The organism is Ornithinibacillus scapharcae TW25 (assembly GCF_000190475.1).
In the GTDB taxonomy this organism is placed as follows: Bacteria; Bacillota; Bacilli; order Bacillales; family Amphibacillaceae; genus Ornithinibacillus; species Ornithinibacillus scapharcae.
The window spans coordinates 21979-46752 of the sequence record NZ_AEWH01000064.1 but is presented as its reverse complement, the minus strand read 5'-3'; the positions used below and the strand labels follow the sequence as shown (position 1 = coordinate 46752).

Annotated in this window: 21 protein-coding genes, 1 pseudogene and 1 other annotated feature; of the genes and pseudogenes, 18 read left to right on the top strand and 4 right to left on the bottom strand. The window is 36.1% G+C overall.

Annotation, left to right across the window (positions count from 1 at the left end; translation table 11 throughout):
- Positions 1 to 631 precede the first annotated feature (631 nt).
- The 5 genes from G5W_RS0118185 to G5W_RS0118165 all read left to right on the top strand — a co-directional run bounded on the left by G5W_RS0118185 (position 632) and on the right by G5W_RS0118165 (position 8517).
- A complete protein-coding gene (locus tag G5W_RS0118185) occupies positions 632 to 3730 on the top strand; it encodes a GNAT family N-acetyltransferase (RefSeq protein ID WP_033445765.1) in 3099 nt (1032 codons plus the stop codon).
- A 351-nt stretch (positions 3731 to 4081) separates the two neighbouring features.
- A complete protein-coding gene (locus G5W_RS0118180) occupies positions 4082 to 5737 on the top strand; it encodes a glycerol-3-phosphate dehydrogenase/oxidase (protein WP_010098882.1) in 1656 nt (551 codons plus the stop codon).
- 74 nt (positions 5738 to 5811) lie between these two features.
- Positions 5812 to 6375 carry a glycerol-3-phosphate responsive antiterminator gene (locus tag G5W_RS0118175; protein ID WP_010098881.1) on the top strand — a complete coding sequence of 188 codons (564 nt, stop codon included), beginning with the start codon at positions 5812 to 5814 and terminating at the stop codon, positions 6373 to 6375.
- Positions 6376 to 6451: 76 nt separating this feature from the next.
- Positions 6452 to 7942 carry a glycerol kinase GlpK gene (gene glpK / locus G5W_RS0118170; protein ID WP_010098880.1) on the top strand — a complete coding sequence of 497 codons (1491 nt, stop codon included), beginning with the start codon at positions 6452 to 6454 and terminating at the stop codon, positions 7940 to 7942.
- Between the two features lie 344 nt (positions 7943 to 8286).
- Positions 8287 to 8517 (top strand): DUF2651 family protein, encoded by a 231-nt coding sequence (locus G5W_RS0118165; protein ID WP_010098878.1) that lies wholly within the window; start codon positions 8287 to 8289, stop codon positions 8515 to 8517.
- A gap of 425 nt (positions 8518 to 8942) precedes the next feature.
- On the opposite strand, the gene G5W_RS0118155 is transcribed toward G5W_RS0118165, so the two are convergent.
- Positions 8943 to 9200: a hypothetical protein gene (locus G5W_RS0118155; protein ID WP_010098874.1), complete on the bottom strand. Its 258-nt coding sequence runs from the start codon at positions 9198 to 9200 to the stop codon at positions 8943 to 8945.
- A 399-nt stretch (positions 9201 to 9599) separates the two neighbouring features.
- Here G5W_RS0118155 and G5W_RS0118150 point away from each other — a divergent pair, with 399 nt between their 5' ends.
- The 10 genes from G5W_RS0118150 to G5W_RS0118105 all read left to right on the top strand — a co-directional run bounded on the left by G5W_RS0118150 (position 9600) and on the right by G5W_RS0118105 (position 18553).
- Positions 9600 to 10535 carry a ring-cleaving dioxygenase gene (locus tag G5W_RS0118150; RefSeq protein WP_010098872.1) on the top strand — a complete coding sequence of 312 codons (936 nt, stop codon included), beginning with the start codon at positions 9600 to 9602 and terminating at the stop codon, positions 10533 to 10535.
- Between the two features lie 11 nt (positions 10536 to 10546).
- On the top strand, positions 10547 to 11152 hold the full coding sequence (locus tag G5W_RS0118145; protein WP_010098870.1) for a flavin reductase family protein: 606 nt from the start codon (positions 10547 to 10549) through the stop codon (positions 11150 to 11152).
- A 67-nt stretch (positions 11153 to 11219) separates the two neighbouring features.
- Entirely contained in the window at positions 11220 to 12206 is a 987-nt protein-coding gene (locus G5W_RS0118140; protein WP_010098868.1) for a ring-cleaving dioxygenase, read from the top strand.
- Between the two features lie 445 nt (positions 12207 to 12651).
- Positions 12652 to 13506: an SPFH domain-containing protein gene (locus G5W_RS0118135; protein ID WP_010098866.1), complete on the top strand. Its 855-nt coding sequence runs from the start codon at positions 12652 to 12654 to the stop codon at positions 13504 to 13506.
- Positions 13507 to 13518: 12 nt separating this feature from the next.
- On the top strand, positions 13519 to 13692 hold the full coding sequence (locus G5W_RS23455) for a type II toxin-antitoxin system antitoxin (protein WP_010098864.1): 174 nt from the start codon (positions 13519 to 13521) through the stop codon (positions 13690 to 13692).
- Between the two features lie 281 nt (positions 13693 to 13973).
- Positions 13974 to 14663: a response regulator transcription factor gene (locus tag G5W_RS0118125; protein ID WP_010098862.1), complete on the top strand. Its 690-nt coding sequence runs from the start codon at positions 13974 to 13976 to the stop codon at positions 14661 to 14663.
- The gene (locus tag G5W_RS0118120) at positions 14641 to 16851 is read left to right on the top strand and encodes a sensor histidine kinase (protein WP_010098860.1); all 2211 of its coding nucleotides are present in this window, start codon (positions 14641 to 14643) and stop codon (positions 16849 to 16851) included. Before G5W_RS0118125 ends, G5W_RS0118120 begins: the two co-directional genes overlap by 23 nt.
- A gap of 28 nt (positions 16852 to 16879) precedes the next feature.
- Positions 16880 to 17395: an RNA polymerase sigma factor gene (locus G5W_RS0118115; protein WP_010098859.1), complete on the top strand. Its 516-nt coding sequence runs from the start codon at positions 16880 to 16882 to the stop codon at positions 17393 to 17395.
- A gap of 155 nt (positions 17396 to 17550) precedes the next feature.
- The gene (locus G5W_RS0118110) at positions 17551 to 18000 is read left to right on the top strand and encodes an NUDIX hydrolase (protein ID WP_010098858.1); all 450 of its coding nucleotides are present in this window, start codon (positions 17551 to 17553) and stop codon (positions 17998 to 18000) included.
- Entirely contained in the window at positions 17993 to 18553 is a 561-nt protein-coding gene (locus G5W_RS0118105; RefSeq protein WP_010098855.1) for a GNAT family N-acetyltransferase, read from the top strand. The genes G5W_RS0118110 and G5W_RS0118105 overlap by 8 nt, the downstream gene beginning before the upstream one ends.
- 268 nt (positions 18554 to 18821) lie before the next feature.
- On the opposite strand, the gene G5W_RS23865 is transcribed toward G5W_RS0118105, so the two are convergent.
- From G5W_RS23865 to G5W_RS0118090, 3 genes are read right to left on the bottom strand one after another with little or no spacing between them, the layout of a single operon-like run.
- Positions 18822 to 18962 (bottom strand): hypothetical protein, encoded by a 141-nt coding sequence (locus G5W_RS23865; protein ID WP_010098854.1) that lies wholly within the window; start codon positions 18960 to 18962, stop codon positions 18822 to 18824.
- Positions 18963 to 19013: 51 nt separating this feature from the next.
- A complete protein-coding gene (locus G5W_RS0118095) occupies positions 19014 to 20000 on the bottom strand; it encodes an LCP family protein (RefSeq protein ID WP_010098853.1) in 987 nt (328 codons plus the stop codon).
- Positions 19990 to 20517, bottom strand: a complete 528-nt coding sequence (locus G5W_RS0118090) for a sigma-70 family RNA polymerase sigma factor (RefSeq protein WP_010098852.1) — start codon at positions 20515 to 20517, stop codon at positions 19990 to 19992. The genes G5W_RS0118095 and G5W_RS0118090 overlap by 11 nt, the downstream gene beginning before the upstream one ends.
- 340 nt (positions 20518 to 20857) lie before the next feature.
- Positions 20858 to 21119: a binding site (T-box leader), on the top strand.
- 56 nt (positions 21120 to 21175) lie between these two features.
- Between G5W_RS0118090 and metG the strand changes: the two are divergent.
- The 3 genes and pseudogenes from metG to G5W_RS0118075 all read left to right on the top strand — a co-directional run bounded on the left by metG (position 21176) and on the right by G5W_RS0118075 (position 24672).
- Positions 21176 to 22816, top strand: a pseudogene (gene metG / locus G5W_RS22535) (methionine--tRNA ligase).
- A gap of 74 nt (positions 22817 to 22890) precedes the next feature.
- A complete protein-coding gene (gene aroD, locus G5W_RS0118080; protein WP_010098850.1) occupies positions 22891 to 23664 on the top strand; it encodes a type I 3-dehydroquinate dehydratase in 774 nt (257 codons plus the stop codon).
- 66 nt (positions 23665 to 23730) lie between these two features.
- Positions 23731 to 24672 (top strand): hypothetical protein, encoded by a 942-nt coding sequence (locus G5W_RS0118075; RefSeq protein WP_138919095.1) that lies wholly within the window; start codon positions 23731 to 23733, stop codon positions 24670 to 24672.
- The last annotated feature ends 102 nt before the right edge of the window (positions 24673 to 24774 follow it).

Here is a 24774-nt window from a genome sequence, read left to right as displayed (position 1 = left end):
ATTTTGAATTAGGATAAATCAAAATGGAGTTAACCTTTTTAATGCCATGAGTAAGGACATACCTATTATAAATATTTGCTAAAGATGATTTACTTACAACCCAAAAAGCCAAAGTGAATAACTTTTCTTTTATTCACAATATTGCCCGTTTATGGAAGACTGACCTTATTGAAAATCAAATTTGACTAACAAGTATAAAACTTTTGATTCCAAAAATATGATTTTTATCTTAAGTCTACTGGAAGTCTTGTATTGGTAAACAGTTTATCATTCAGTGGTAAAAACAATGTCTCTTGGAAAAAAACGGGTTTACACAACTAAAAATTTTCTGTATACTAAAGAAGTAAAAAACATTCAGAATTATAAAAGGAGGTTGTATGACATGATTAACGTAATGAAGACTCTAGCTAAATTGAATATCAAGCAAGTACAACCTACTGTAACCCATTACCGTTAAATTAATTTATCGTCTATTCGTTCCATAGGGTGTATTGTGCATTCCTATGGTTTTTTAATGATAGTATACATAGCTATCGAAAATATTCTGGTATTAAAGAACCATTCTCGTTTGAGTGGTTCTTTTTTTATGGAAAATGAGTTATTTCTGAATGAAAAGGGAGTTGGAATTTTTATGGATATCAAAATCGTAAAATACGATGAAAGTTATGCTTCAAGAGTTGCAGACATGTGGAATCATAGTCGTGATGGCTGGGGAGGCGCTAATACAGTTGACACAGAGGAGTCCATCATAAATCGAGAAAGAAACTCCACCAATATCCACACCTACCTTGCTTTAGAGGGAGAAAAGGTGGTAGGGTACTGTGGTTTTAGTGAATATCGTGATGATGAAGGGGCATTATATATTCCACTTTTAAATGTTCGAGATGACTATCATGGTAAAAAGATTGGTAAGAAATTGCTACTTACTGCACTAGAAGAGACTATCCATTTAAAGTGGCCTAGACTTGACCTATATACTTGGTCAGGAAATACCAAGGCAGTTCCACTTTACAAAAAGTGTGGATTTTTCTGGGAGGACCGTGATGATTCGACGCATTTAATGAATTTTATGCCGACGGTTCTACATACCGAGGCAGTGGCAGATTTCTTCCAGGACACGAGCTGGTATGATGCTAGTACAAGGGAAATTGAAGTAAAGCCGGATGGTAGGGTGGAAAATGACTTCCATTACTATGAGTATAAATGGGAAAAAGAAAATGCAGAACTTCGAATGGAGTTTGAAAGAACTGGTAGAGGCATTCGCTTAATCGAAACGAAAGATTACATTATTTCCGCTAATATACCAGAGCACCAATTAGTGTTTGGTGACCATTATCCTGTTCGTTATTCGATCACCAATAAATCCAGTAAACCTCTTCATATTGATATAAAAGGAATTAGCGATAAAAATATTAGGTTTTCGCTTGAAAAATCATTAGAGGTAATCGATTCAGCGGAGGTGACAGGAACGTTCTACATTGGGCCAATTGAGGAAGAACAGAATTCATTCCGTACACATCCAACGGTACAATCCGTCGTTACAATTAATGGGAAACAGGCAGTCTTTAAGGTAGGGATTCTACCGAAGTATCCTGCGCAAGTTGCTGCGTATTTTCCAGAAGATCTTTCATTTGTTGGAAAAGAAAGTGTTTTCTATTTAGATTTAAAGAATAATTTCTCAGAGAAAGTACGTTTTGAGCTGGAGTTTCCTGTTTCAAAATTGATGGATATACAATCTAGTAAATTAAATATTGAAATTGATCCAAAAAATAAACAATCCATTGCTATTCCTTTTGTGGTAAAAGCTCATGGCTATTATGATGCAGCATTACAGGTAAGGGCGATTAAAGAAAATGGAGATGTGGTCGATTTCACTCGTCTAATTGGTATCCCACTTAGGGGAATTGGTGCTTCATTCTATGGTGAGGATGAAGAAATAATTCAACTTTTTAATGGACAGTATTTTACTCAATTGAAAAAACAAGGGAATACAATACAAGTAGGTAGAAAGAAATTGGAGAGCAGTATCAATATCTTAACACCGAAAATTGGGAAACCATATTCCGAAGAGATTGCCAAAGCAAAATATGAGGAAAAGGAATTTTTTAAGGAATCTGGTTATGTCGGTGCCAAGGTTACCTATATCCTGGAGGCATTTCCGAATATAAAGGTCCATTTCATACTGAAGCTCTATAGTGAAGGGCTTGTGGAGCATTACTATGAGGTGGAAAATATGTTAGATGTTCAAACCGAGCAACCGATCTGGATCAATCAATCGATACATTTAGGACTAGAGCGGGCAGTAATTCCTTACCGTGGAGAAGTCGTGGAAATGAATGACTCCATTGGGAACATGTATAGCAATTGGGATGATAGTCATATTACAGAGAATTGGTTGTTTGCAAAGGGGGCTTCAGACCCAATCGGTTTATGCTGGCATGCTGATGAGAAGATTCATTTTGGTAGTTGGCATAATTATTTTGAATATAACCTAGGGAAAATCGATGGAAATAGTTCTTCCAAAACGAATTCTGTTTACTTCTCTATTGGAGCTTTTCACGATGCAGAAGGGTTACGAGCTTTTGCGAAGCAGTCTAGCCTAACAAAGAAAGCAAAAACAGTGAATCAATTAATGCTAACATTATCCGATCGCAACCCATTTGTTCAAGGGGAGACAGTTAGCCTAAAAGTTACAGATTACAAAGCAAATAATCTTCATGGAGAAATTGTCTTGTTAGCTGCAAATACTAAAGAAAGTACTGTTGCCGGGTTTAATCGGGAAGAACAAAAAAGAGAGTGGGACACTAATATCTCGCTGAAAGATGCGCCTCTTGTTTCAACAGTAAAACTAAAAGCCAACCTAGACGCTTTCTTAGTAGAACGTGAGGCACTGGTTATTCAACAACAAAACATGGATATGAAAGAAGAAGTAATACGTGATCAAGGTCTTCAAGCTTGGAAGATAAACAATGGAATCATTGAAATTAAAGCTGCACCTGAGTTTTTCCCAGCTGTATATTCGATGACCTATGAGGGACATGAATGGTTAGAAACCTCTTATCCAATAGTTCAGCCTAAGTTATGGTGGAATCCTTGGTCTGGTGGATTATGGAGTGGTTTATCCGAAATAAGACCACATACATTATCAAAAGAGAAAACCGTAGCAGATTTCGCTAGCCTAACAGATAATAAGGGAAATGAATGGAGAGGTATAAAGTTATCGACAACCATGGAGAAAAACGAAGAGTACAAAGGCCTAACCATTCATCAATACTTTGTTCTATTACCAGGGACACCAGTATTATGTCATGTATCGAAAATTGTGCAACACACTGGGAAGTTACTCCATGGTGAGCATTGGCAATCCAATGCTTTCTTTAGACCTGGAGCAGATATTCAAGATAATTGGATGTCTGTTCAGGACCAACATGGTGATTGGATTAAAGTAAATGCAGGTAAGGATGAAAATGATATAACTATTGATCGAAATGTCATCATTGGTAGTAATAATAGAAGGGAACATCTGCACATCATTGCCAATCGTGAGAACACAACGAAAGAAGCATACATCAATAAAGAAATTTTACTAACGGGTACATGGGAACAACTAACAGTTACAGCAGATACCACTTACTTTACCGTACCAAATTTCTTTGTTTTCGGAGAAACTGTCATTCCTGAATCGGCACAGCATGACTTACAGAATATTAGATTTGGAAATAGTTGCTAACGTTAATTGTAAGACGGATTATTAACTATGCGTTGTTTTCTATGCTATAATTTAAAGTAAGTTAATATCACGGGAGAGACGAATGAGACCGCAAGACATGTCAGAGGTATATTTGACACTGTTTCTTGTGGTCTTTTTTGCATTTGGGAAAGTATAAAAAGCCTGATCTAATGCCTAAGAGATATAGATAGTTGCATAGACGAGTGAATGCTTTTATCTCATATGTAGGGAAACTATCCTCATGTCAATAGGACTTTTTTAACCTATAGTAATTCTTAGTATAGCTTTCATTCATATAATAATAATACCTTGGTATAACTATACAGTATAAGGAAAAAGGAGAATTGGATGATGAACTTCTCAAATAAGAATCGTCAACAGTTAATCGATACCGTACAAAAGGAAGAATTTGATGTATTGGTTATTGGTGGCGGGATTACTGGTGCTGGTATTGCTTTTGATGCTACTACAAGAGGAATGAAAATCGCCTTAGTAGAAATGCAAGACTTTGCAGCAGGTACTTCTAGTCGATCAACTAAATTAGTCCATGGTGGTCTTCGCTACCTCAAACAATTTCATGTGAAGCAGGTTGCTGAGGTCGGCAAAGAAAGAGCAATTGTATATGAGAATGGTCCACATGTAACAACACCGGAATGGATGCTTCTTCCTTTCCATAAAGGCGGTACCTTTGGGAAGTTCATGACATCTATTGGTTTAAGAATGTATGACTTTTTAGCTGGTGTGAAGAAGAATGAAAGAAGATATATGCTGACCCCAGAACAAACATTGGAAAAAGCCCCTCTTGTTAAAAAACAAGATTTAAAAGGTGGCGGCATTTATGTTGAATATAAGACCGATGATGCTAGATTGACAATGGAGGTTACCAAAGCAGCCGTAGAAAAAGGTGCATTAGCGCTTAATTATTCAAAAGTAGAGAAGCTATTATATAATGAAAAAGGAAAAGTAGTTGGGGCAATCGTCCATGACCAGTTATCAGGGGAATCGTATGAGATTCGTGCGAAGAAAGTTGTGAATGCAACAGGTCCATGGGTAGATACGATTCGTGAACAAGATAATTCTAAAAAAGGTAAAGTCCTGAAGCTTACAAAAGGTGTTCATATTGTTATTGATCAATCGAAATTTCCATTAAAACAGGCTGTCTACTTTGATACACCAGATGGACGCATGGTATTTGCTATCCCACGTGATGGCAAAGCTTATGTAGGAACTACCGATACATTTTATGATACCGATCCAATTCATCCAAAGATGACAACAGAGGATCGTGATTATTTACTAAAAGCAATTCACTATATGTTCCCGGAAGTCAATATTACAAAAGATGATGTGGAATCAAACTGGGCTGGTGTACGACCTTTAATTTGGGAAGAGGGCAAAGACCCATCAGAGATTTCACGTAAAGATGAAATCTGGGAATCAGATTCAGGCCTATTAACAATTGCTGGTGGGAAACTAACTGGTTATCGGAAAATGGCAGAAAGCATCGTAGACCTCTTGGCATCCAAATTTAAAACAGAATATGGTAAACTATATTCTTCATGTGAAACAAGAAATATCCCAATTTCAGGTGGTAATGTTGGTGGCTCTGCAATGTTCAAACAATTTGTAAACGAACAAGTAAAAGTTGCAACTTCAATTGGGCTATCAGAGAAAGACTCGGAACATTTAGCCTCAAGATATGGTTCTAACGTGCCGATACTATTTGATATCATCCGTGAGGGGAATGAAATAGCTGAAAAATATAATCTACCATTGACGTTGTACGCAAAATTACAATATGCATTGGAACATGAAATGGCCGCAACCCCAGTTGACTTCTTTAATAGAAGAACAGGAGCCATTTTATTCGACATAAACACTGTAAAAACATATCAAGAGAACGTCCTTAATTATATGAAAGATTATTTCAACTGGAATGAAGATATCACGAATGAATATCAGAAAGAATTAGAAAACGCACTTAATGATGCTGAGTTTAAAAATTAATTTTCATAAGCGAGCGATGATTAGAAACGTTACTGTTTTTAATCATCGTATTATTTGGGTTTGTAGGTGAAAATATGACGTTTAAAGGTCAGAGCATTATTCCTGTTATAGGTGAAATGAAAGATGTTGATAAACTAGCAACATATAACTATGAATATTTTGCTGTTCTAGATGCACATATTTCGAGATTGAGGCCGATCTTTCAAATGGCACATATGCACAATAAAAAGCTACTATTAGATATTGATTTAGTGATGGGGTTAAAGGCAGATGAATATGCCACAGAATTCATTTGTCAGGAATATAAGCCATATGGAATTATTTCTACTAAGCCTAGTGTTATTATGAAAGCCAAACAAAAAGGTGTTCAAACCTTTCAGCGGATATTCTTATTAGATTCCAAGTCAATCGAGAAGAGTGGAAAGCTAATTGAAAGAACAGATCCAGACTATATCGAGTTGTTACCAGGAGTGGTTCCGAAGATTATTCGCCAATTTACCGAACAAACGAATAAGGAAATTATTGCTAGTGGCTTTATTGAGACCGTTGAAGAAGTGGAACAAGCGATTAAGGCGGGTGCAACTACCATTACAACATCTAATAAAGAATTGTGGGATTATTACCAACCAAAATCGTAAGTAAGAGATGTAACATAGAAATTTGGAATTGGATATTTTAGAGAGAGTTTTTAGTTTGGATATGAGGGGAAACAGAATGGAAACATATATTTTATCAATTGATCAAGGTACTACAAGTTCCCGTGCTATTATTTTTGATAAAAAAGGTGAGATTGTAAATGTAGCACAAAAAGAATTTACGCAATATTTTCCGAAGCAAGGTTGGGTGGAGCATGATGCGAATGAAATATGGGGGTCTGTTTTATCCGTAATCGCGACCGTCTTAGTTGAATCCAACATAAAGCCAGAACAAATAGCTGGAATTGGGATTACGAATCAACGGGAAACAACTGTTGTGTGGGATAAGGAAACTGGAATGCCTGTACACCAAGCAATTGTATGGCAATCTCGCCAAACAGAAGAAATCTGCCAAGCGTTGAAAGACAATGGTCATGAAGCGCTCATCAGAGAAAAAACTGGTCTATTAGTAGATCCTTACTTCTCTGGTACAAAAGTGAAATGGATATTAGATCATGTGGATGGTGCTAGAGAAAAAGCGGAAAAAGGTGAATTGCTTTTCGGCACTATTGATACTTGGTTAATCTGGAAATTCACTGGTGGGAAAGTCCATGTTACTGATTATTCCAATGCATCACGAACCATGATGTTTAATATTCATGATTTACAATGGGATGAAGAATTACTAGATATCCTAACGATACCAGCTAGTATGCTTCCCAAGGTTCGCTCTTCCTCAGAGGTATATGGAAAGACCGATAGTTATCATTTATTTGGTCAAAATATCCCAATAGCTGGTGTCGCAGGTGACCAACAAGCAGCTTTATTTGGACAAGCATGTTTCCAAGAAGGGATGGTCAAAAATACGTATGGCACAGGCTGCTTCATGTTAATGAATACTGGTGAGCGAGCTGTCCAGTCAGAGCATGGACTACTGACGACCATTGCCTGGGGTATGGATGGAAAAGTGGAATATGCCTTAGAGGGTAGCATTTTTGTCGCGGGTTCAGCGATTCAGTGGTTACGAGATGGCCTACGTATGTTCCAGAATGCTGCTGATAGTGAAAAATACGCTACAAACGTAGACTCTACAGAAGGGGTCTATGTTGTACCAGCATTTGTTGGACTAGGTACACCGTATTGGGATAGTGATGCACGTGGGGCGATGTTCGGTTTAACCAGAGGTACAACGAAAGAGCATATTATCCGTGCAACATTAGAGGCTCTAGCGTATCAAACAAAGGATGTGCTTGTTTCCATGACAAAGGATTCAGGTATTTCCCTAAAGTCATTACGAGTAGATGGTGGTAGTGTAGCGAATAACTTCTTAATGCAATTCCAAAGCGATATTCTAAATGTACCGGTTGAACGACCAAGAATAAAAGAGACCACGGCGTTAGGTGCAGCTTATTTAGCAGGACTAGCTGTTGGATATTGGAAAAATAAAGAAGAAATAGCGAAGTATCGTAATGATGAAGCAGTATTTGAGCCCCAAATGGAAGAAGCGTTAAGGGATAATCTATATGAAGGTTGGCAAAAAGCAGTACAATCTACAATGACGTTTAAATAGGTGTAGAGAGAATTCCTTCAAGGGGTAGTGCTCCCATTGATGGTACAATGAACTAGTAAACTAGTAAATTATTTTAAAATCTATAATTTTTCATAAGAAAAAACCGCATTTGCTAGTCCATTTACGAATGTACTAGTTTCTCTTATGAAGCGAGAAAGATTTTTATACTTTCCTATGTGCCAAGAAAGAAGCTTGTTAAATCAAGCTTCTTTTTATTTTGGTCAAGTAATAAAAATAGTATATCGGACTGTTATGGATGTAGGGACCTAATACCAAATTGCAAAAAATGTATAGGCATAATTTGTATAAATTGTTATAATTTAACAAAGTTGGTGATTGAAAATATGAAAGATCCTTTTGGCTTAGTATTTATTACTCTTCCCACTATTGTTGTTTTATCATCTATTGTGGGAATATTTTTGTTTAAGAAATGGTTTGTCATGCCACTTCTTACCTTTGTTGTATTCATCATATTAACTTTCACGGTATTCAATGAATCTTTCTTTATTTGGGTTGTAGTGTACACAGTACTCTCCGCTATTGTTAGTTTAATCGCCAAATCTATTAAGAAATAGTTTTGTATTTTGTTAGAAGTGCATTTTTGGAAATTTATAAGAGGATAGCACAAAACTATCCTCTTATATTATTGGTACTATTTCTTTTGATTAACTAGAAAAATATCCTAGCTACCATCTTTGCTGGAATATGATTTTTAGTGTTTAGTCCGTTCAACAAACCTATATAAACTTACTAAACCTGTGATAATCAGTATAGTCAAAGCACACATATAAAAAATCAACTTAAATTTGAAACTAATGGAATCTATACTACTTATAACAGCAGAGCCAAATACAAAAAAACTTACTACTATTGGAAATAGCTTGTGTTTCATATGTTTAACTTCCTCTTAATAATAATTTAGTTTTCCATCCAAGAATTTTGTCTAGTACAGCAAGTGATTTAGGCATGATTATTCATCTCTTTCTTTTCAATCTAAATGTTAACAACGTGACTCTTCCCCTTCGACTATCTCTCCGCTCTGATCATCAATATAATAGGCGCCAAACTCAAAATGAGGGTCTATTTCCCATTTAACAATATACTGACCATCTTCGTGACTAATTGAGATGATTTTTATGTCCTTAGAGTGCTCTTCCAATGCAGTTAATTTTGCATCATCTTCTGATATTTTAGGATTTGAATTTTCACAGCCAGTGATGAAAAGTATGAGTACAAATATAAAAAGGTATTTTCTCAACTACTATTCTCCTAACCAATAAAAGTAATTTCGTTAATTCTAAAAATAATCTCTTCGAAAGATACTACAAATCAAATATACTTTTCTTTATATTAGTAAAATTACAACATTTTTACCAGTATTTTCTAACATCCAATTCTTCTGATTAACATTTGTAAAATAATAACCTTTCGAGGGCTCTAGTTGACAAAGCGAAAATTATTTTATACAATTATATTTAATTAAGAATAACTTAATTAAGATTATTTTCGAGTAAAGGTAATTATATAGGAAGTGAGTACTATATTTTTTTAAGTTGAATTGTCTCGAATTAGAGATATAGGGTATTAATGGGTCTTTAATAGAGAAAAGTAAGGTCAATAAATTATTAAAGTGACTCATCCATAAGGGGAGATTAAAGTGAAGAAAACGGCAGGAATCCATCACATTACAGCAATCGTCGGCCATCCGCAGGAAAATGTTGATTTCTATGCAGGGATCTTAGGGTTGCGATTAGTAAAAAAAACAATAAACTTTGATGACCCAGGCACCTACCATCTGTATTTTGGTAATGATGGCGGTAGACCAGGAAGCATCATCACCTTTTTCCCATGGGCAAATGCCTATAAAGGGAAAATCGGTGGAGGGCAGGTTGGTGTAACAACCTATGCCATTCCAACAGGTACAATGTCGTATTGGGAAGGACGTTTAGAAAAATTCAACGTAAAAGTTGAGAAAACTGAACGTTTTGGTGAAACGTATTTACAATTTGAAGACTTTCACGGCCTCCAATTAGAGCTTGTTGAGAGGGCAGAAGGTGAGAGAAATCAGTGGACATATGGAGATGTAACGCCTGAGGTAGCGATAAAAGGATTTGGCGGGGCGGTTCTTTACTCCGTACATCCTGAACAAACTGCCGAGATACTGCAAAACGTAATGGGCTTAGAGAAAATTGGAGAAGAAGGAGACTTAGTACGTTTTCAAGCTTATGGTGATATCGGAAACATAGTCGATATGAAGATGGTAGCAATGGAACGAGGTCAGATGGGTGTTGGAACGGTCCACCATATCGCATGGCGTGCAAAGGACGATGAGGACCAATTAGATTGGCAACGTTTTGTAGCAGATGAAGGATATGGTGTAACGGCTGTACGAGATCGAAACTACTTTAATGCGATCTATTTTAGAGAGCATGGAGAAATATTATTTGAGATTGCAACCGATCCGCCAGGGTTTGCCCATGATGAATCGTATGAAACAATGGGGCAAGAGCTAAAGCTACCGGAACAATATGAAGACTATCGTGAAAAGCTCAATAGTCATTTAATTCCTATAAAAGTTAGAGAACTAGACTAGGAGGGAATGTATTGTTATCATTTGATCCGAAGAATAATGCGGAAAGAGAAAACTATAAATTACTAATTGGTACGATAATACCTCGCCCCATTGCGTTTGTTACATCCATAACGGATGAAGGAATAGTGAACGGTGCACCATTTAGTTATTTCAATATAATATCGTCAAATCCACCGATGATTTCGTTATCTATTCAGCGGAGAAGCGGAGAAATGAAAGATACCGCAAGAAACATCGTAAGACATAAAGAATTTGTCGTTCACATCGTTGATGAATCGAATGTAAATAAGATTAATCAGACGGCAGCATCACTTCCACCTAATGAGAGTGAAATCGAGCATGCAAAGTTAACACTAATGCCAAGTGATGAAGTCACTGTTCCTGGGATTGAAGAAGCCAAGGTCCGGTTTGAGTGTAGATTAGAACAAGCATTGGAATTAGGTGACAGTGATGTCGGTGTCGATTTACTGATTGGAAAGATTGTACGGTTTCATATTGCGGAAGAATTATATGATTCAGGTAGAATCAACCAGGAAAAACTTGCTGCTGTAAGTAGACTTGCTGGTAGTAGTTATGCCAAGATAGGAGAAACATTTTCTATCGAACGACCAAAATAATCTAAAGATGATTGGAAGCTTAGCGCATTGGAGCGGAAAGTCACTTTTATAATATGGAGGAAAAAACATGAATCAATTAAAAGGTGTGCATCACATTACAGCTATTACAAGTAGTGCCGAAAAAATCTATGAGTTTTACACATATGTCCTTGGATTAAGATTAGTAAAAAAGACCGTGAACCAAGATGATATCCAAACCTACCATCTATATTTTACAGATGACGTTGGTAGTCCCGGAACAGATATGACGTTCTTTGATTTTCCAGGAATACCAAAAGGAGTACATGGCACTGATGAAATTTCGAAAACATCCTTCCGAGTACCGAATGATGCTGCACTAGAATATTGGGTGAAGCGATTTGACCGATTACAAGTAAAACATAAAGGAATAAAAGAACAATTTGGAAAGAAAACACTGTCGTTCGTTGATTTTGATGAGCAAAACTATCAACTGATTTCGGATGAAAATAATGAAGGTGTTGCTTCAGGAACACCTTGGCAAAAGGGACCAATTCCTTTAGAGTTTGCTATTACAGGACTAGGACCAGTATTTGTGCGAGTGTCTAATTTCGATTACTTTAAAGCCGTTTTGGAACAGGTTTACTTATTTAACGAAGTTGCAAAAGAAGGCTCCTTCCATCTATTTGAAATGGGTGAAGGGGGAAATGGTGCACAAGTAATAGTGGAATATAACACGATTCTTCCTCGGGCAAGACAAGGTTATGGGACGGTTCACCATGCTGCTTTTCGTGTCGAGGATCGTAAGGAACTAGAGGAGTGGATGAAACGATATGAGTCATTCCGTCTCCCTAATTCAGGCTATGTAGAACGTTTTTACTTTGGTTCATTATATGCAAATATTGCACCTGGAGTATTATTTGAACTAGCAACAGATGGGCCAGGATTTATGGAGGATGAACCCTATGAAACCTTGGGAGAAAAACTCTCATTACCACCGTTCTTTGAGTCAAAACGCGAAGAAATTGAGAGCTTAGTTCGTCCAATTGATACGGTAAGGAGCAATAGAGTACTTGAGAAGGAATATGAAAACTAGAATAGTGGTACTTAGAGCATCGGCTATCTTTTTTAGCTGATGCTCTTTATATTTTCCATTAATTAGACCAGCCCTGTGCCAGTTTGAGACAAAGTCGCGCGGAAATACCATAAGTTTGCGCGAGATTTCATGAGAATCACGCGGAGACTCACGAAAGTCGCGCGAAGTCTCGGAAAATACGCGCGAGAAAATAATCCTGCGCTAGTTAAGCTAGGAGTCTCGTTAGATGCAACTAGAGTCTCGTGAGTTAAATCAATCCCTGCGCGAGTTTAGTACACAGTCGCGCCAGATTCTTTTCACCTCACGCGGGTTACTCCATTCCTCACATACAGACAACAAGATTATACTCCCCCAAAAATATTTTGTCATAATAGTTGTAAGAAAATTCATAAACATGATATCATATTGATATAAAGATAATATTAATATTGAAGGTGGGATATTCATGAGTGGTTACAAAGAAAAAAATGCCTGGGCTATGAATGGTTATTTAGGGATTTTAGTCATTGCTTTACTAATCGCTGGTGCGGCGTTTAGTATGATGGAGGATCAATTTATTCTTGGTGGGATGTTGATTGTATTGGTTATTGTACTGGGTTCTGGCATAACGCTAATCCAACCCAATCAGTCTGTAGTTGTTATTTTCCTAGGAAGATATATGGGAACAATCCGTCGTGAAGGTATTGTCTTAACCATTCCGTTTACCGTTCGAAAAACAATTTCCCTACGAGTTCGAAATTTTAATAGTAATCGATTAAAGGTAAACGATGTTAATGGTAATCCAATTGAAATTGCAGCTGTTATTGTGTTTAGAGTGATTGATGCAGCTAAAGCAGTTTTCGATGTAGACCGATATGAGCAGTTCGTTGAGATTCAAAGTGAGACAGCAATTCGTGCAGTCGCAACAAAATACCCATATGATAATTTTGAGGAAGATGAATTAACATTAAGAGGAAATGCCGAAGAAGTATCCGCGGAATTAACGACAGAACTCCAAGATAGATTAAGAGTAGCAGGGGTAGAAGTGATTGAAGCAAGACTAACACACTTAGCTTACTCTACAGAAATTGCCCAAGCAATGTTACAAAGACAACAAGCAAGTGCGATTATTTCTGCTCGAAAACAAATTGTGGATGGTGCAGTAGGTATGGTACAAGATGCAATTGAACGTATCGAGAAAGAAGGCATCGTGGATTTGGATGACGAAAGAAAAGTTGCCATGATTAACAATCTCCTAGTCTCTATTGTATCGGATCATGGCGCACAGCCTGTTGTGAATACAGGGTCACTATATCAATAAAGAAGGGATTAGATGGCAAAGAAAAAGAACTTCCCATTACGAATCGATCCACAGCTTTATGAAGCACTTGAAAAATGGGCCAATGACGAGTTTCGCAGTGTCAATAGTCATATTGAGTTTCTGCTACGGGAGAATGTAAAAAAGGCAGGAAGATTGCCACGAAAAATAGAGAAAGAAGAAGAGTGAAAACCTAATTATTGATTACTTATTAATAATTAAAAATAAATGGATGAGGAGCTTGGTATATGCACAAGCTCCTTTTTTCTATAGAGTATATAGCAACCCTTTCCATTTACAATACAAGTTTCTCTAAAGCTACAATGGTTATTTCTACTAATGTTATTATAATAGGATAATAGCTTCATAAATATTAAGAAAATCTTAAGAAATTCATTCCATAAAAGTTAAGAATTGATGGTTATGATAGACACAAGTAAAAGCTTCAATCAGAAAGAGGGGGAGCAGAAGTGGAACGCTATGTACTCGTTGTAGATGATGAAAAAGAGATTCGAGATGCAATTGAGATATATTTAAAAAATGAAGGAGTGACGGTATTAAAAGCTAAGGATGGAATTGAAGCATTAGAGATTTTGCATGAACACGAGGTCCATCTCATTATTTTAGATATCATGATGCCAAGACTAGACGGTATTGCAGCAACATATAAAATCCGGGAACAGAAAAACATACCAATCATTATGTTAAGTGCTAAAAGTGAGGACACGGATAAAATTCTTGGTCTCCAAGTTGGTGCTGATGACTACATAACAAAGCCGTTTAATCCGATGGAGCTTGTAGCTCGAGTAAAGTCACAATTAAGAAGGTATGTGACATTAGGAACATTTGAAGGGGTTAACAAAGTTATCGACCTGAATGGTCTTACACTAGATCCAGCCTCTAAACTAGTAACGGCCCATGGTGAAATTGTGAAGTTAACTCCTATTGAATATAAAATAGTAGAACTATTAATGACAAATGCAGGGAGAGTTTTCTCCATTGATGAGATATATGAAAGAGTTTGGAAAGAACCGAATTATAATGCGGAAAATACGGTAGCGGTACATATTCGAAAAATTCGCGAAAAAATAGAAATTGATTCAAAAAATCCTAGATACTTAAAGGTGGTGTGGGGAATTGGGTACAAAATGGAAAAGTAGTTTAGCTATTATGTTTATTTGTACGACACTATTTATATCGGGACTATTTGGCGCTTCGTTACTATTAGACTATGGTCTTAGCAAACATTATGCACAAAAGAATTATTTCCACACTTCAGAGTTTAAATATGAAGTAGATCGCTTTATACACTATCTCAAATTGTTTGAAGTAAATGAGTTGACGCTAGAAGAATCAAAGAAAAAAATCACAGTAACTCCAGATGAAATAGAAGAGCATCGATACAGATTTGGTGATTTAGAATTTCAAGTGCAGAGTATTAAAGAGCAGTATGAGCCATTAATACAATATGCTAACGAGAATGATAACGGGGCATTAGCAGCTACACATGAAAAAGAACGTGATGAAAAGATTGAGGATATCAGGAAAAACTTTGAAAGTGATGAGCATGTTGAAGCGAAAATAGTGAAGGAGAAAGAAAAACTTCTTGAAAACTATTACAAGGAAATTGAAGCTTATCGTCCAGAATACGAGCAATTAAAAGATAACTTCCAGTATTATTTTAAAGATAAAACAACCGGTAAGGTAATTACCAACCTAGATAAAGGTGGTTCTATCAATCAATTAAAGGAAGAAAAGATGTTATTTGTTCGTGATTTACCAATTACGGAGGGAGTAACCATACAATACGAATTTGCCGGTATGGAGGATATCCTCCAAATGATGGGCCCTATGGATAATTATGAAGGACGCATTGGTATACCGAAAAACTTGTCTTCTTCTAGTAGCTTCATGCATCTCTATGAAAATTACAAGAAAGAGCAAATAGTATATTGGACTGTTGTAGCGGCTACCATTATTGGACTCATCTTATCACTAATTATTTTCAATAGAGCTAAAAAGTCTCGACAAGCAATAGATAACTGGCAAGTACATTATAAAAAGATCCCACTTGACTTACGGGTGTTGCTATTAGGAGCTTCAGCGATTGCACCATTATTAACATATGTGGCATTTGGTCCTGGTTATAGTTCCTTTATGCACTTCGAAACTATTATTGCATTCATTCTGTCGATGCTTCTTATCTCTTTCTTTTTAACGATTGCATTGATTCAAGCAGTCTTACTGATAAAGTCTGTAAAGGATTGGAAGAACTTTATGGATGAATGGCATGAGAGCCTAACGTATAAAGTAGCAAAGAAATTTCTAGAAAGGTTAAAAAACGCTTTCTTAGATCAAACAACTGGTACCCAAATACTATTGATATTCGGATTAGTATTTATTCTGGGAATGGGAGCAATAACGTTATTCATGCATCCTTTCCTATTATTCTTATATGTTATCGTTCTAGGTGTAATTGGAATTCCGATTGCGGTTACAATTCTAAATAAGATTGGTGAATTTAATCGTATTGTTGCCTATACAGATGATATTGCTGCGGGTAAGATGAACAAGGATCTTAATCTTTCTGGAAATACTGTGTTAGTAAGACTAGCAGCGAATATCAATCTTTTAAAGCAAGGGGTAAAAACATCGCAATCAGAACAAGCAAAAAGTGAGCGTTTGAAGACAGAGCTCATAACGAATGTGAGTCATGATTTACGTACACCACTTACTTCTATAATTACGTACACAGAATTATTGAAGCAGCAGGACATTGATGAAGAGAATAAAGCCTATTTAGAAATCATTGACCGAAAATCCAAACGACTAAAGGTACTCATCGACGATTTGTTTGAGGTATCGAAAATGGCGAGTGGAAATATGGAACTGAAAAAAGATAAAGTAGATCTTGTACAATTACTTCATCAGGCATTAGGAGAATATGATGACATGATAAAGGGATCTAGCTTGGAATTCAGGATATCACATGATGATCCACCGATAAACGCATTTGTGGACGGACAAAAGCTATGGCGTGTCTTTGATAATCTGATTGCAAATATCCTAAAGTATTCACTAGAAAACTCTCGAGTTTACATCAATCTAAATGCCACGCAGGATTTGGCATCCATTACGTTTAAAAATATCTCGAAATATGAGTTGAAAGATAATTCGGATGAATTATTTGAACGGTTTAAGCGTGGGGACACATCCCGCCATACAGAGGGAAGTGGGCTTGGATTAGCGATAGCGCAATCTATTGTCGAGCTTCATAACGGAAGACTTGAAATCGAAACAGATGGTGATCTGTTTAAAGTAACTGTCACGATACAGTTAGAAGGTTAGGGGAATCTGGGAAAGGAAGGGACGGAGCATGGTTTCGCTAGATATAACAGAATTGTATACCATGTATTATCATCGATTACTTCATATCGGCTATTCGGTAACGAAAGATCGCTATTTGGCAGAGGATGTTGTTCAAGAAACGTTTATCAAAGTAATGAATCATTTTGATACGATACAAGATGAACAGAAACTCTATGCGTGGTTAACGGTCATAACTAGAAGAACAGCAATTGATCTCTTAAGAAGTCAACAGAAAGACAAAGCACTTTCTACTGAGCAGGAGATGTTAGTGAATTTAGAAAGTGGAAATGTGCAGAGTGTTGAAGCAGAAGTTGAACTTGCATGGCTATTAGAGGAAGTAAATAAAAAAATTCATAACTTGAATGGTATCTATCACGAGGTTATGACACTTAAGGTGAAGCATGAAATGAAAGAAAGAGAAATAGCAAATCGTTTAGATGTAAAACTTTCACTAGTCAAAACACGAATCCATCGTGCAAGAAAATATTTAAAGGAAGATCTTCAAGAACAGTTAAGTGCTTGATTAACAAATCAGCATATACTTTGTGCAGTAATCCCTTGCTGGGATTACTGTTTTTTATTGACTAACTAAATTATTCAAAATCCTATGTTAAAATAGAGTATAATTCATATCCTAATATACTAGTTCGGTGTAAATATGGAGAGGCGGGGGTAACTATGTTCATAGTCAATGTAGAAGGAGCGATACACAAAGATGGTAAATGGCTCTTAATCCGGAGAAGTGAAAAAGAAGAGCATGCAGGTGGTTCTTTATCTTTAGTAGGCGGGAAGTGTGAAAAAGAGGGAGTTTCTTCTGATGTTTTGGAAAGGACGTTACATAGAGAAATTTTGGAAGAGGTAGGCGTAAGCGTTACAGACTTACGATATGTGAACAGTTCTTCTTTCATAACAGAATCTAATGAGCATGTCATTGATATCGTATTTCTATGTCAACATGAATCGGGCATTCCCTATCCAAAGAGTGTGGATGAGGTAGAGGACGTTTTTTGGTTATCGACAGCGGAGATTTTAAGTCACGAGGAAACTCCATCCTATCTGAAAGAAAATATTAGATTAGCTGATCAGTTATTAAGGGGTAACGATTCTAGGAGGTTATTCGATGATTAATTTTACACATAAACCTATACTAGCTGGTGAGAAGGTAGTCCTTCGTCCGTTTCAAGATGGTGATTTTCCATACATAGAAGAATGTCTACAAGATCCTGAGGTGATAAAGCTGACTGGAAGTACGACAGAATATGATCGGGAATACACACTTAATTGGTATGAAACGAGAAATGAACAGTCGAATCGACTGGACCTAGCGATTGTAGATAATTCACTTGGTATTCTAGTAGGGGAAGTAGTATTAAACCTGTATGATGAAGAAAGCAACAGCATGAATTTTAGAATTTGGATTGGACCAAAGGGAAGGAACAGGGGGCTTGGATCGGAAGCAACAAGATTAGTTCTTGATTATGCTTTTCAAAACACAAGCTTAAGTTTCATCACGTTAGGTGTTTATGCATTCAATCCAAGAGCTAGACATGTATATGAAAAGATGGGTTTCGAAATGGAAAGTATTGATGAGCGAGACTTAGAATACGATGGGGAATGGATTGATTCGATTAATATGAAATTGACAAGAGAACGATGGTTAAGTAAAAGAACAAAGTTATAGCGTTTTTCCTTAGTTAAATCAAATTCAGTTTTGGGATATCGGAGTGGGGATGGATTGTATATTGTTGGTGGAACTGCACTTATAACCATCACTATCAGTTTTATTTTTTATTATAAAAGCTCTGTGAAATACAACAATCAGGCAGAATAGATTACTAAAAAATAGATATTGTGCCATTCCCCCCCTAAAGTAAGTAGAAAATCCAAATTTAGGGGGGGCATTTGTACAAGTTTTACTTTGTGATTAATTACAGACTAATACAGGAATACTACATATCCTCATTATCCTTATCATTATATTTACTACTCTTCAACACATGTGCTAAATTGGTTATCACTTGATCCTTTTCTTGGTCACTATAGCTTTTGATGTTCTTTTTGTTATGTTCCATCTTCTTAATTTTTTCCATAATAAATATCCCTCCTTAGGCATATTCTTCCCTAGAAAGATAGAAGCTATGTTAGTCAAATGTCGTTAACTCTTTTGCTACAGAGTTTAAAAAGTCCTCTTCAAATTTTACAAAATAAGCCTCATCAATCATTACAGACTTCATTCCATCAATCATTGAAACGAAATGTATGGAAGGTAGTTCTATTTGAACCTCAAATAATTGCTCCATTGGTATATTTCCTTCAACATTAGATGTAAGTTTAGTTAAGTGTGTTTTTGGCATTTCTTTTATTACACGATCCATTACCGCATCGAAGAGAGAAACTAGGTCATCTTCATCCATACTTCTTCCTCCGTATGTAGCATCCATCATTAATGCCACAACCTCTTCTCCGTTTAAATTATTGGTTCCTTTTTCAAAGTTAAAAGTCGCCTGAGATATAGCTCTTACTTGAATATCCTCTTGCAAGTCGTAATCTACACCATTTACGGAATCAATTATCGTAGAAAAGTTTTCTAAATCTATAACAGCATAATAATCAATTGGTATATCAAAAAAATTTGAGACAGTTGTTTTTACGCTTTCGGCGCCTTCTGTACTGTAGGCATAAGCGTGTGTTAATTTATCATTAATTCCATTATTACCTGATATCGAAACATACGTATCACGAGGGATCGAGAGAACTTTTATCATGTTTTTATCTTTACTATATGATAGTAATAGGTTTAGAGGTATTCTTTGATTATCATCTTTCATTGCTAATAACGTGGTGAAATTTTCGTCTTTTTGAGCGACTGCTCCATTCGGATTAGTTACGCTATTTTCTTGGTAATTTATATTCTCTGAAAGGATAGATGGTATAAATAACAGTATACTTAATCCAACCGCTACTAAAGTAGCAGTAAAATAGGCTATACGTTTAGAAAAAGAAATAAACGGTTTCTTTTGCAATTTAGCATTCTCCGTTCTCTTAATTTGTTCAAACACTTTATCACGGTCTTCTTTCGTAAATGTTAATTCCGGTTCAGGTGAATGGTTTAAAGATTCATCCCTCATTAAATATAGCCTCCTTTAACATTGGTCTTAATCTTTGTTTTGCTCTTCTTAATCGGGTTTTTACTGTATTAACTGGAATATCAAGAACATCAGCAATTTCTTCTGTTTTCAAAGAATCATAGTAGTATAGGTAAACCACTTCCCGATACACTTTTGGAAGAGAGAAGATGGTATCCTTTATTTCATTATTTTTATATCTATCAATAACAGTCTTTTCCGTAGAAGGTAAAACTGACCGATTTGTATAATTTATAAAATCCTTTACTAGAACCATTTTAAAATTCCAGCTTCTCAAATAATCTTTGCATTCGTTAATTGTTATACGGTAGAGCCATGTTTTTATCTGTGAATCATAACGAAACGAATCGATGTTCTTGTAGCATTTAATAAACGAATTTTGGACTAAATCCTTAGCGATCTCGACATCTTTCACATAAGAAAAAGCTAATCGTACTAGTTCATTACCATATTTAATCATTACTTTGTCTAGCATGTAATCTTTTTCCGATTTATCCATTTTCATCCCCCCCTTAATTAAATTCAGCTATTAGACGATTACAAAATTAAAATAGGTTCAAATTCTTTAAGATATTTATTTTTTGAATATCTTACATTGATTTGAATGATATAATCCGCTCCCGTATCAATTAAAATTAACGATATAATACAATCAAATCAGTAAAATTACAAAAAACAATATAATTGCGATAAAAAATAAGTAACCCTATAGGAATGATTGTTACTATGATGATAAATTAAGACGTAAAATGTTGAAAGTAACTGAGAAAAACTCCCAGGGAGGAATAAAATCGACTTTGCATTAGAAAGATTATATGGCATAATAGTAAAAATACTTTTAAATAGCGATGAAAAGGAAAGTAAATCAATTGTGATTCTCCCAGAGAGCTTCGGTAGCTGAAAAGAAGCAGAAGAGCATTGATTGAAAATGGCCTTGGAGCTGCAAAGTCGACATCATATAGATTAGGCTTTGCCGAGATTTGACATTCGTTACCAACGTCAGAGTATAAGAGTGAATGATCACTCCGTACTTATTGAGGCTAATAATGTGAGTTATTAGTGAATTAAGGTGGTATCACGAGTTAATCCCTCGTCCTTAGACTTTTTAGTCTAGGGGCGAGGGATTTTTTATTTCAATAATAAAGGAGGAGTTTGAGTTGAGTATTTTCATTGGTGGTGCTTGGCCATACGCAAATGGTTCATTGCACATAGGACATTTATCTAGTCTATTACCTGGTGATGTATTGGCAAGATATTTTCGTTTAAAGGGGGAAAAGGTACTTTACGTTTCAGGAAGTGATTGTAATGGGACTCCAATTGCAATCAAGGCTAAGCAAGAAGGAGTTACTCCAAAAGATATAGCTGATAAATACCATCAGGAGTTTGAACAATGCTTTAAAAGGCTAGGTTTTACTTATGACTGCTATACGAGAACTGACACAACATTACATCATGAAGTAGTTCAGGAAGTTTTTTTAGAGTTATTAAAAACGGGGAACCTCTATCTTAAAGAAGAGGAGCAATGCTACTGTAACACCTGTAAACAGTTTCCGCCAGATCGGTTTGTGGAAGGAATATGTCCACATTGCAGATCACAAGCTAGGGGAGACCAATGTGATTATTGTTCATAGTTATTAAATCCAATTGAACTCATCTCAAAGACTTGTAAAACTTGTGGCGATGAACCAGTTATTAAGACGACCGAGCATTATTATTTTAAATTAAGTTCTTTACAAAAAAATTTGGAGGAGTATGTTTCTCTTGCGAAAGAACAAGGAAGATGGAGAGAAAATGCTATCCATCTTTCAGAACGGTATTTACGGGAAGGGTTAGTTGACCGCGCCGTTACTAGGGATTTACCAAATGGTGTTCCCGTTCCTGTAAAAGGTTACGAAGATAAGAAAATATATGTTTGGATAGAAGCGGTCACGGGTTATTACGCTGCTAGTAAAAAGTGGGCATTGGAACATGCTGAGGATGAATCGCAGTTTTGGAATGCAAATACGATTGCCTATTATGTGCATGGAAAAGATAATGTTCCATTTCACTCTATTATTTGGCCAGCCATATTAAGGAGTGTGAAAAAGGATCCACTTCCAACACACATCGTTTCCAATGAATTTTTAACGATCGAGCAAAAGAAGCTTTCCACCAGCAGAAACTGGGCAATTTGGGTTCCGGAGATACTAGATCATTATCATCCAGACTCTATACGCTATTTTTTATTAGCTAATGCTCCTGAAAAAAGAGATTCAGACTTTTCCTGGCGTGAATTCGTTTATAGCCATAATAGTGAACTACTTGGAGCGTACGGGAATTTTGTAAATCGGACTTTAAAGTTTGTTGAAAAGTCATTCGACGGAATTACACCAAGTGCAGTTATTAATAAGAAATTAAAAGAAAAGGTAATTAGGTTGTATGATGAAGTTGGAAGGTTAATCACGAATGCGCAATTCAAAAAAGCTTTGGAAGAAGTCTTCTCTTTTGTTCGTGAGTCTAATAAATATTTTGATGACCGAAAGCCTTGGATTCAAATTAAAGATAATGTAACGGATTGTGCGGAAACGATAGCTAATTGCGTCTATATCCTTGCAAATCTATCACAGTTGCTACACCCATTCCTACCTTTCTCTAGTGACGCTGTTCAAACAATGCTAGGAATAGAATCATTAAAATGGGAAGAGATAGAAATTAGCAATGTGCCATTAGAAAAAGTAAATGTTCTATTTGAACGAATTGATTTAGAACGGGTTAAGGAAGAAGTTCAATTACTGAAGGAAAGAACGAAAGAAGGATAATTTCCTTGGGACAATCTGAACATCTGAGTGTTAGTATAAAGATAATGAAAAAGGTTAAAGGGGTAAGTAGATAAATGAGAATAGTGAAAGTTCGAGATGTACAAATTGGTGAAGGTATACCAAAGATTATTGTACCGATTGTTGGAAGGACAAAGCAAGAGATAATCGAAGGAATAGAAAGTGTACTTCCATTAAAACCAGATATAATGGAGTGGCGTGTTGATTTTTTTGAGGATGTAAGGGATATCCATACTGTTGAGTTATTACTAATGAGGATAAGAGAGAAGCTTGCAAATGTTCCACTACTTTTTACGTTTCGAAGTTACCGTGAAGGTGGTCAAATAGAAATATCAGGGGATTACTATCAAGCATTACTTACAAGGGCAATTCAAACTAAGTTAATTGATCTAGTAGATATTGAGTTGTTTTCAGGAGATATTATCGTTAATCAACTAGTCGCTTTGGCAACACAAAAAGGTGTTTTTACTGTTATCTCTAATCATGATTTCCAAGCAACACCAACTAAAGATGAAATGATAAGTCGCTTGCAGAAAATGCAGGAGCTTGGAGCAGATATACCGAAACTCGCTGTTATGCCTAAAGATACACAGGATGTGATCGCGCTTTTGGATGCAACAAACACAATGAGAACGAAATATGCCGATCGACCCTTTGTTACAATATCGATGGGTGAGGAAGGTTTAGTAAGCCGCTTGGTTGGGGAAGTTTTTGGATCTGCAGCAACATTTGCTTCAGGGGGACGGGAATCTGCGCCAGGACAGATTCCTGTCTCTCCGTTACGAAGTGTTTTAGAAATATTTCATCACGATAAAGATGAACCAAACTAACGTGTTTTGAAACCTTTTACTGATGAAAACGTATGTAAGATAAAGAGAACTGAGGGGGATTTAGATTTGATGTTTCAAGAAATTAACGACCAAATTGTGAAGATGAAAGCTGATTTACATAGAAAATATAAGATAAACTTACAGCTTGAGGATTTTGAAGCAGAGCTTTTAGGGATGGAAAATACGATACACCAATTACGTTCTCAGCTTGAGGATGAAAAGGGGGATGTCAAAAAGCTAGAGGGCTTTAGTATTACCAATTTCTTTTCTACAATCACTGGTACTAAATACGAGAAGCTTGATAAAGAAAAGCAAGAAGTGTTAGCTGTACAATTACAACTAGAAGAAGCGGAGAAAACTAGGAAAGAGATCACATCTTCTATAAAGGATTTAACTTATCAACTTGAAAAGTTAAGTGGAAGTGAACAAGCTTATAAAGATTTATTAGCTACAAAGGAACAGTGGATAAAGAATAGTGATTCTCCGTATGCGAATAGAATGTATGAGTTAAGTGAACAAGAGGGAGAAGCGAAAGCATATTTAAAAGAAATTGAGGAAGCAATTACAGCAGGAGACGGTGCAAAAAGAGCATTAGAGAATGCTAAAGAGTCATTAAACTCGGCTTCCAATTGGGGTACGTTGGATATGTTTGGTGGTGGAATGCTATCTAGTGCAATCAAGCATAGTAAGATGGATGATGCATCGAATTATATTCATATTGCACAACAGCGGATGAGAAGCTTCCAAAAGGAACTATTAGATATCAATGAAATGATACAAGTTGATATGGACATGTCTGGGCTGCTTAAGTTTGCTGACTTTTTCTTCGATGGAATTATTGTAGACTGGATGGTTCAGGGACGAATAAATAATTCGATGAATCAGGTAGAAGAACAACTTTCACAAGTATGGGATATTTTAACGAAGCTTAAAGCAGAACAATCGAATTTGCAAAATAAAATTATTGAGCTTGGGAAAGAAAGAGAAAATTTACTGGAAACTCTTTAATAGTACAAACGGGTAAAAATGAGTTATATTGACTAATTTACTCTAGCCAGATATGGAAGACAAACTCCCAGTATGAAGGGCTTAGCATAGAACGAAAAACTT

Excerpts from the sequence above, each read along its gene's own strand:
- G5W_RS0118185 (WP_033445765.1), top strand. The coding sequence starts at position 632 with ATGGATATCAAAATCGTAAAATACGATGAAAGTTATGCTTCAAGAGTT.
- G5W_RS0118180 (WP_010098882.1), top strand. The coding sequence starts at position 4,082 with ATGAACTTCTCAAATAAGAATCGTCAACAGTTAATCGATACCGTACAA.
- G5W_RS0118175 (WP_010098881.1), top strand. The coding sequence starts at position 5,812 with ATGACGTTTAAAGGTCAGAGCATTATTCCTGTTATAGGTGAAATGAAA.
- glpK (WP_010098880.1), top strand. The coding sequence starts at position 6,452 with ATGGAAACATATATTTTATCAATTGATCAAGGTACTACAAGTTCCCGT.
- G5W_RS0118165 (WP_010098878.1), top strand. The coding sequence starts at position 8,287 with ATGAAAGATCCTTTTGGCTTAGTATTTATTACTCTTCCCACTATTGTT.
- G5W_RS0118140 (WP_010098868.1), top strand. The coding sequence starts at position 11,220 with ATGAATCAATTAAAAGGTGTGCATCACATTACAGCTATTACAAGTAGT.
- G5W_RS0118135 (WP_010098866.1), top strand. The coding sequence starts at position 12,652 with ATGAGTGGTTACAAAGAAAAAAATGCCTGGGCTATGAATGGTTATTTA.
- G5W_RS23455 (WP_010098864.1), top strand. The coding sequence starts at position 13,519 with ATGGCAAAGAAAAAGAACTTCCCATTACGAATCGATCCACAGCTTTAT.
- G5W_RS0118115 (WP_010098859.1), top strand. The coding sequence starts at position 16,880 with ATGGTTTCGCTAGATATAACAGAATTGTATACCATGTATTATCATCGA.
- G5W_RS0118110 (WP_010098858.1), top strand. The coding sequence starts at position 17,551 with ATGTTCATAGTCAATGTAGAAGGAGCGATACACAAAGATGGTAAATGG.
- G5W_RS0118105 (WP_010098855.1), top strand. The coding sequence starts at position 17,993 with ATGATTAATTTTACACATAAACCTATACTAGCTGGTGAGAAGGTAGTC.
- G5W_RS23865 (WP_010098854.1), bottom strand. The coding sequence starts at position 18,962 with ATGGAAAAAATTAAGAAGATGGAACATAACAAAAAGAACATCAAAAGC.
- G5W_RS0118095 (WP_010098853.1), bottom strand. The coding sequence starts at position 20,000 with ATGAGGGATGAATCTTTAAACCATTCACCTGAACCGGAATTAACATTT.
- G5W_RS0118090 (WP_010098852.1), bottom strand. The coding sequence starts at position 20,517 with ATGGATAAATCGGAAAAAGATTACATGCTAGACAAAGTAATGATTAAA.
- aroD (WP_010098850.1), top strand. The coding sequence starts at position 22,891 with ATGAGAATAGTGAAAGTTCGAGATGTACAAATTGGTGAAGGTATACCA.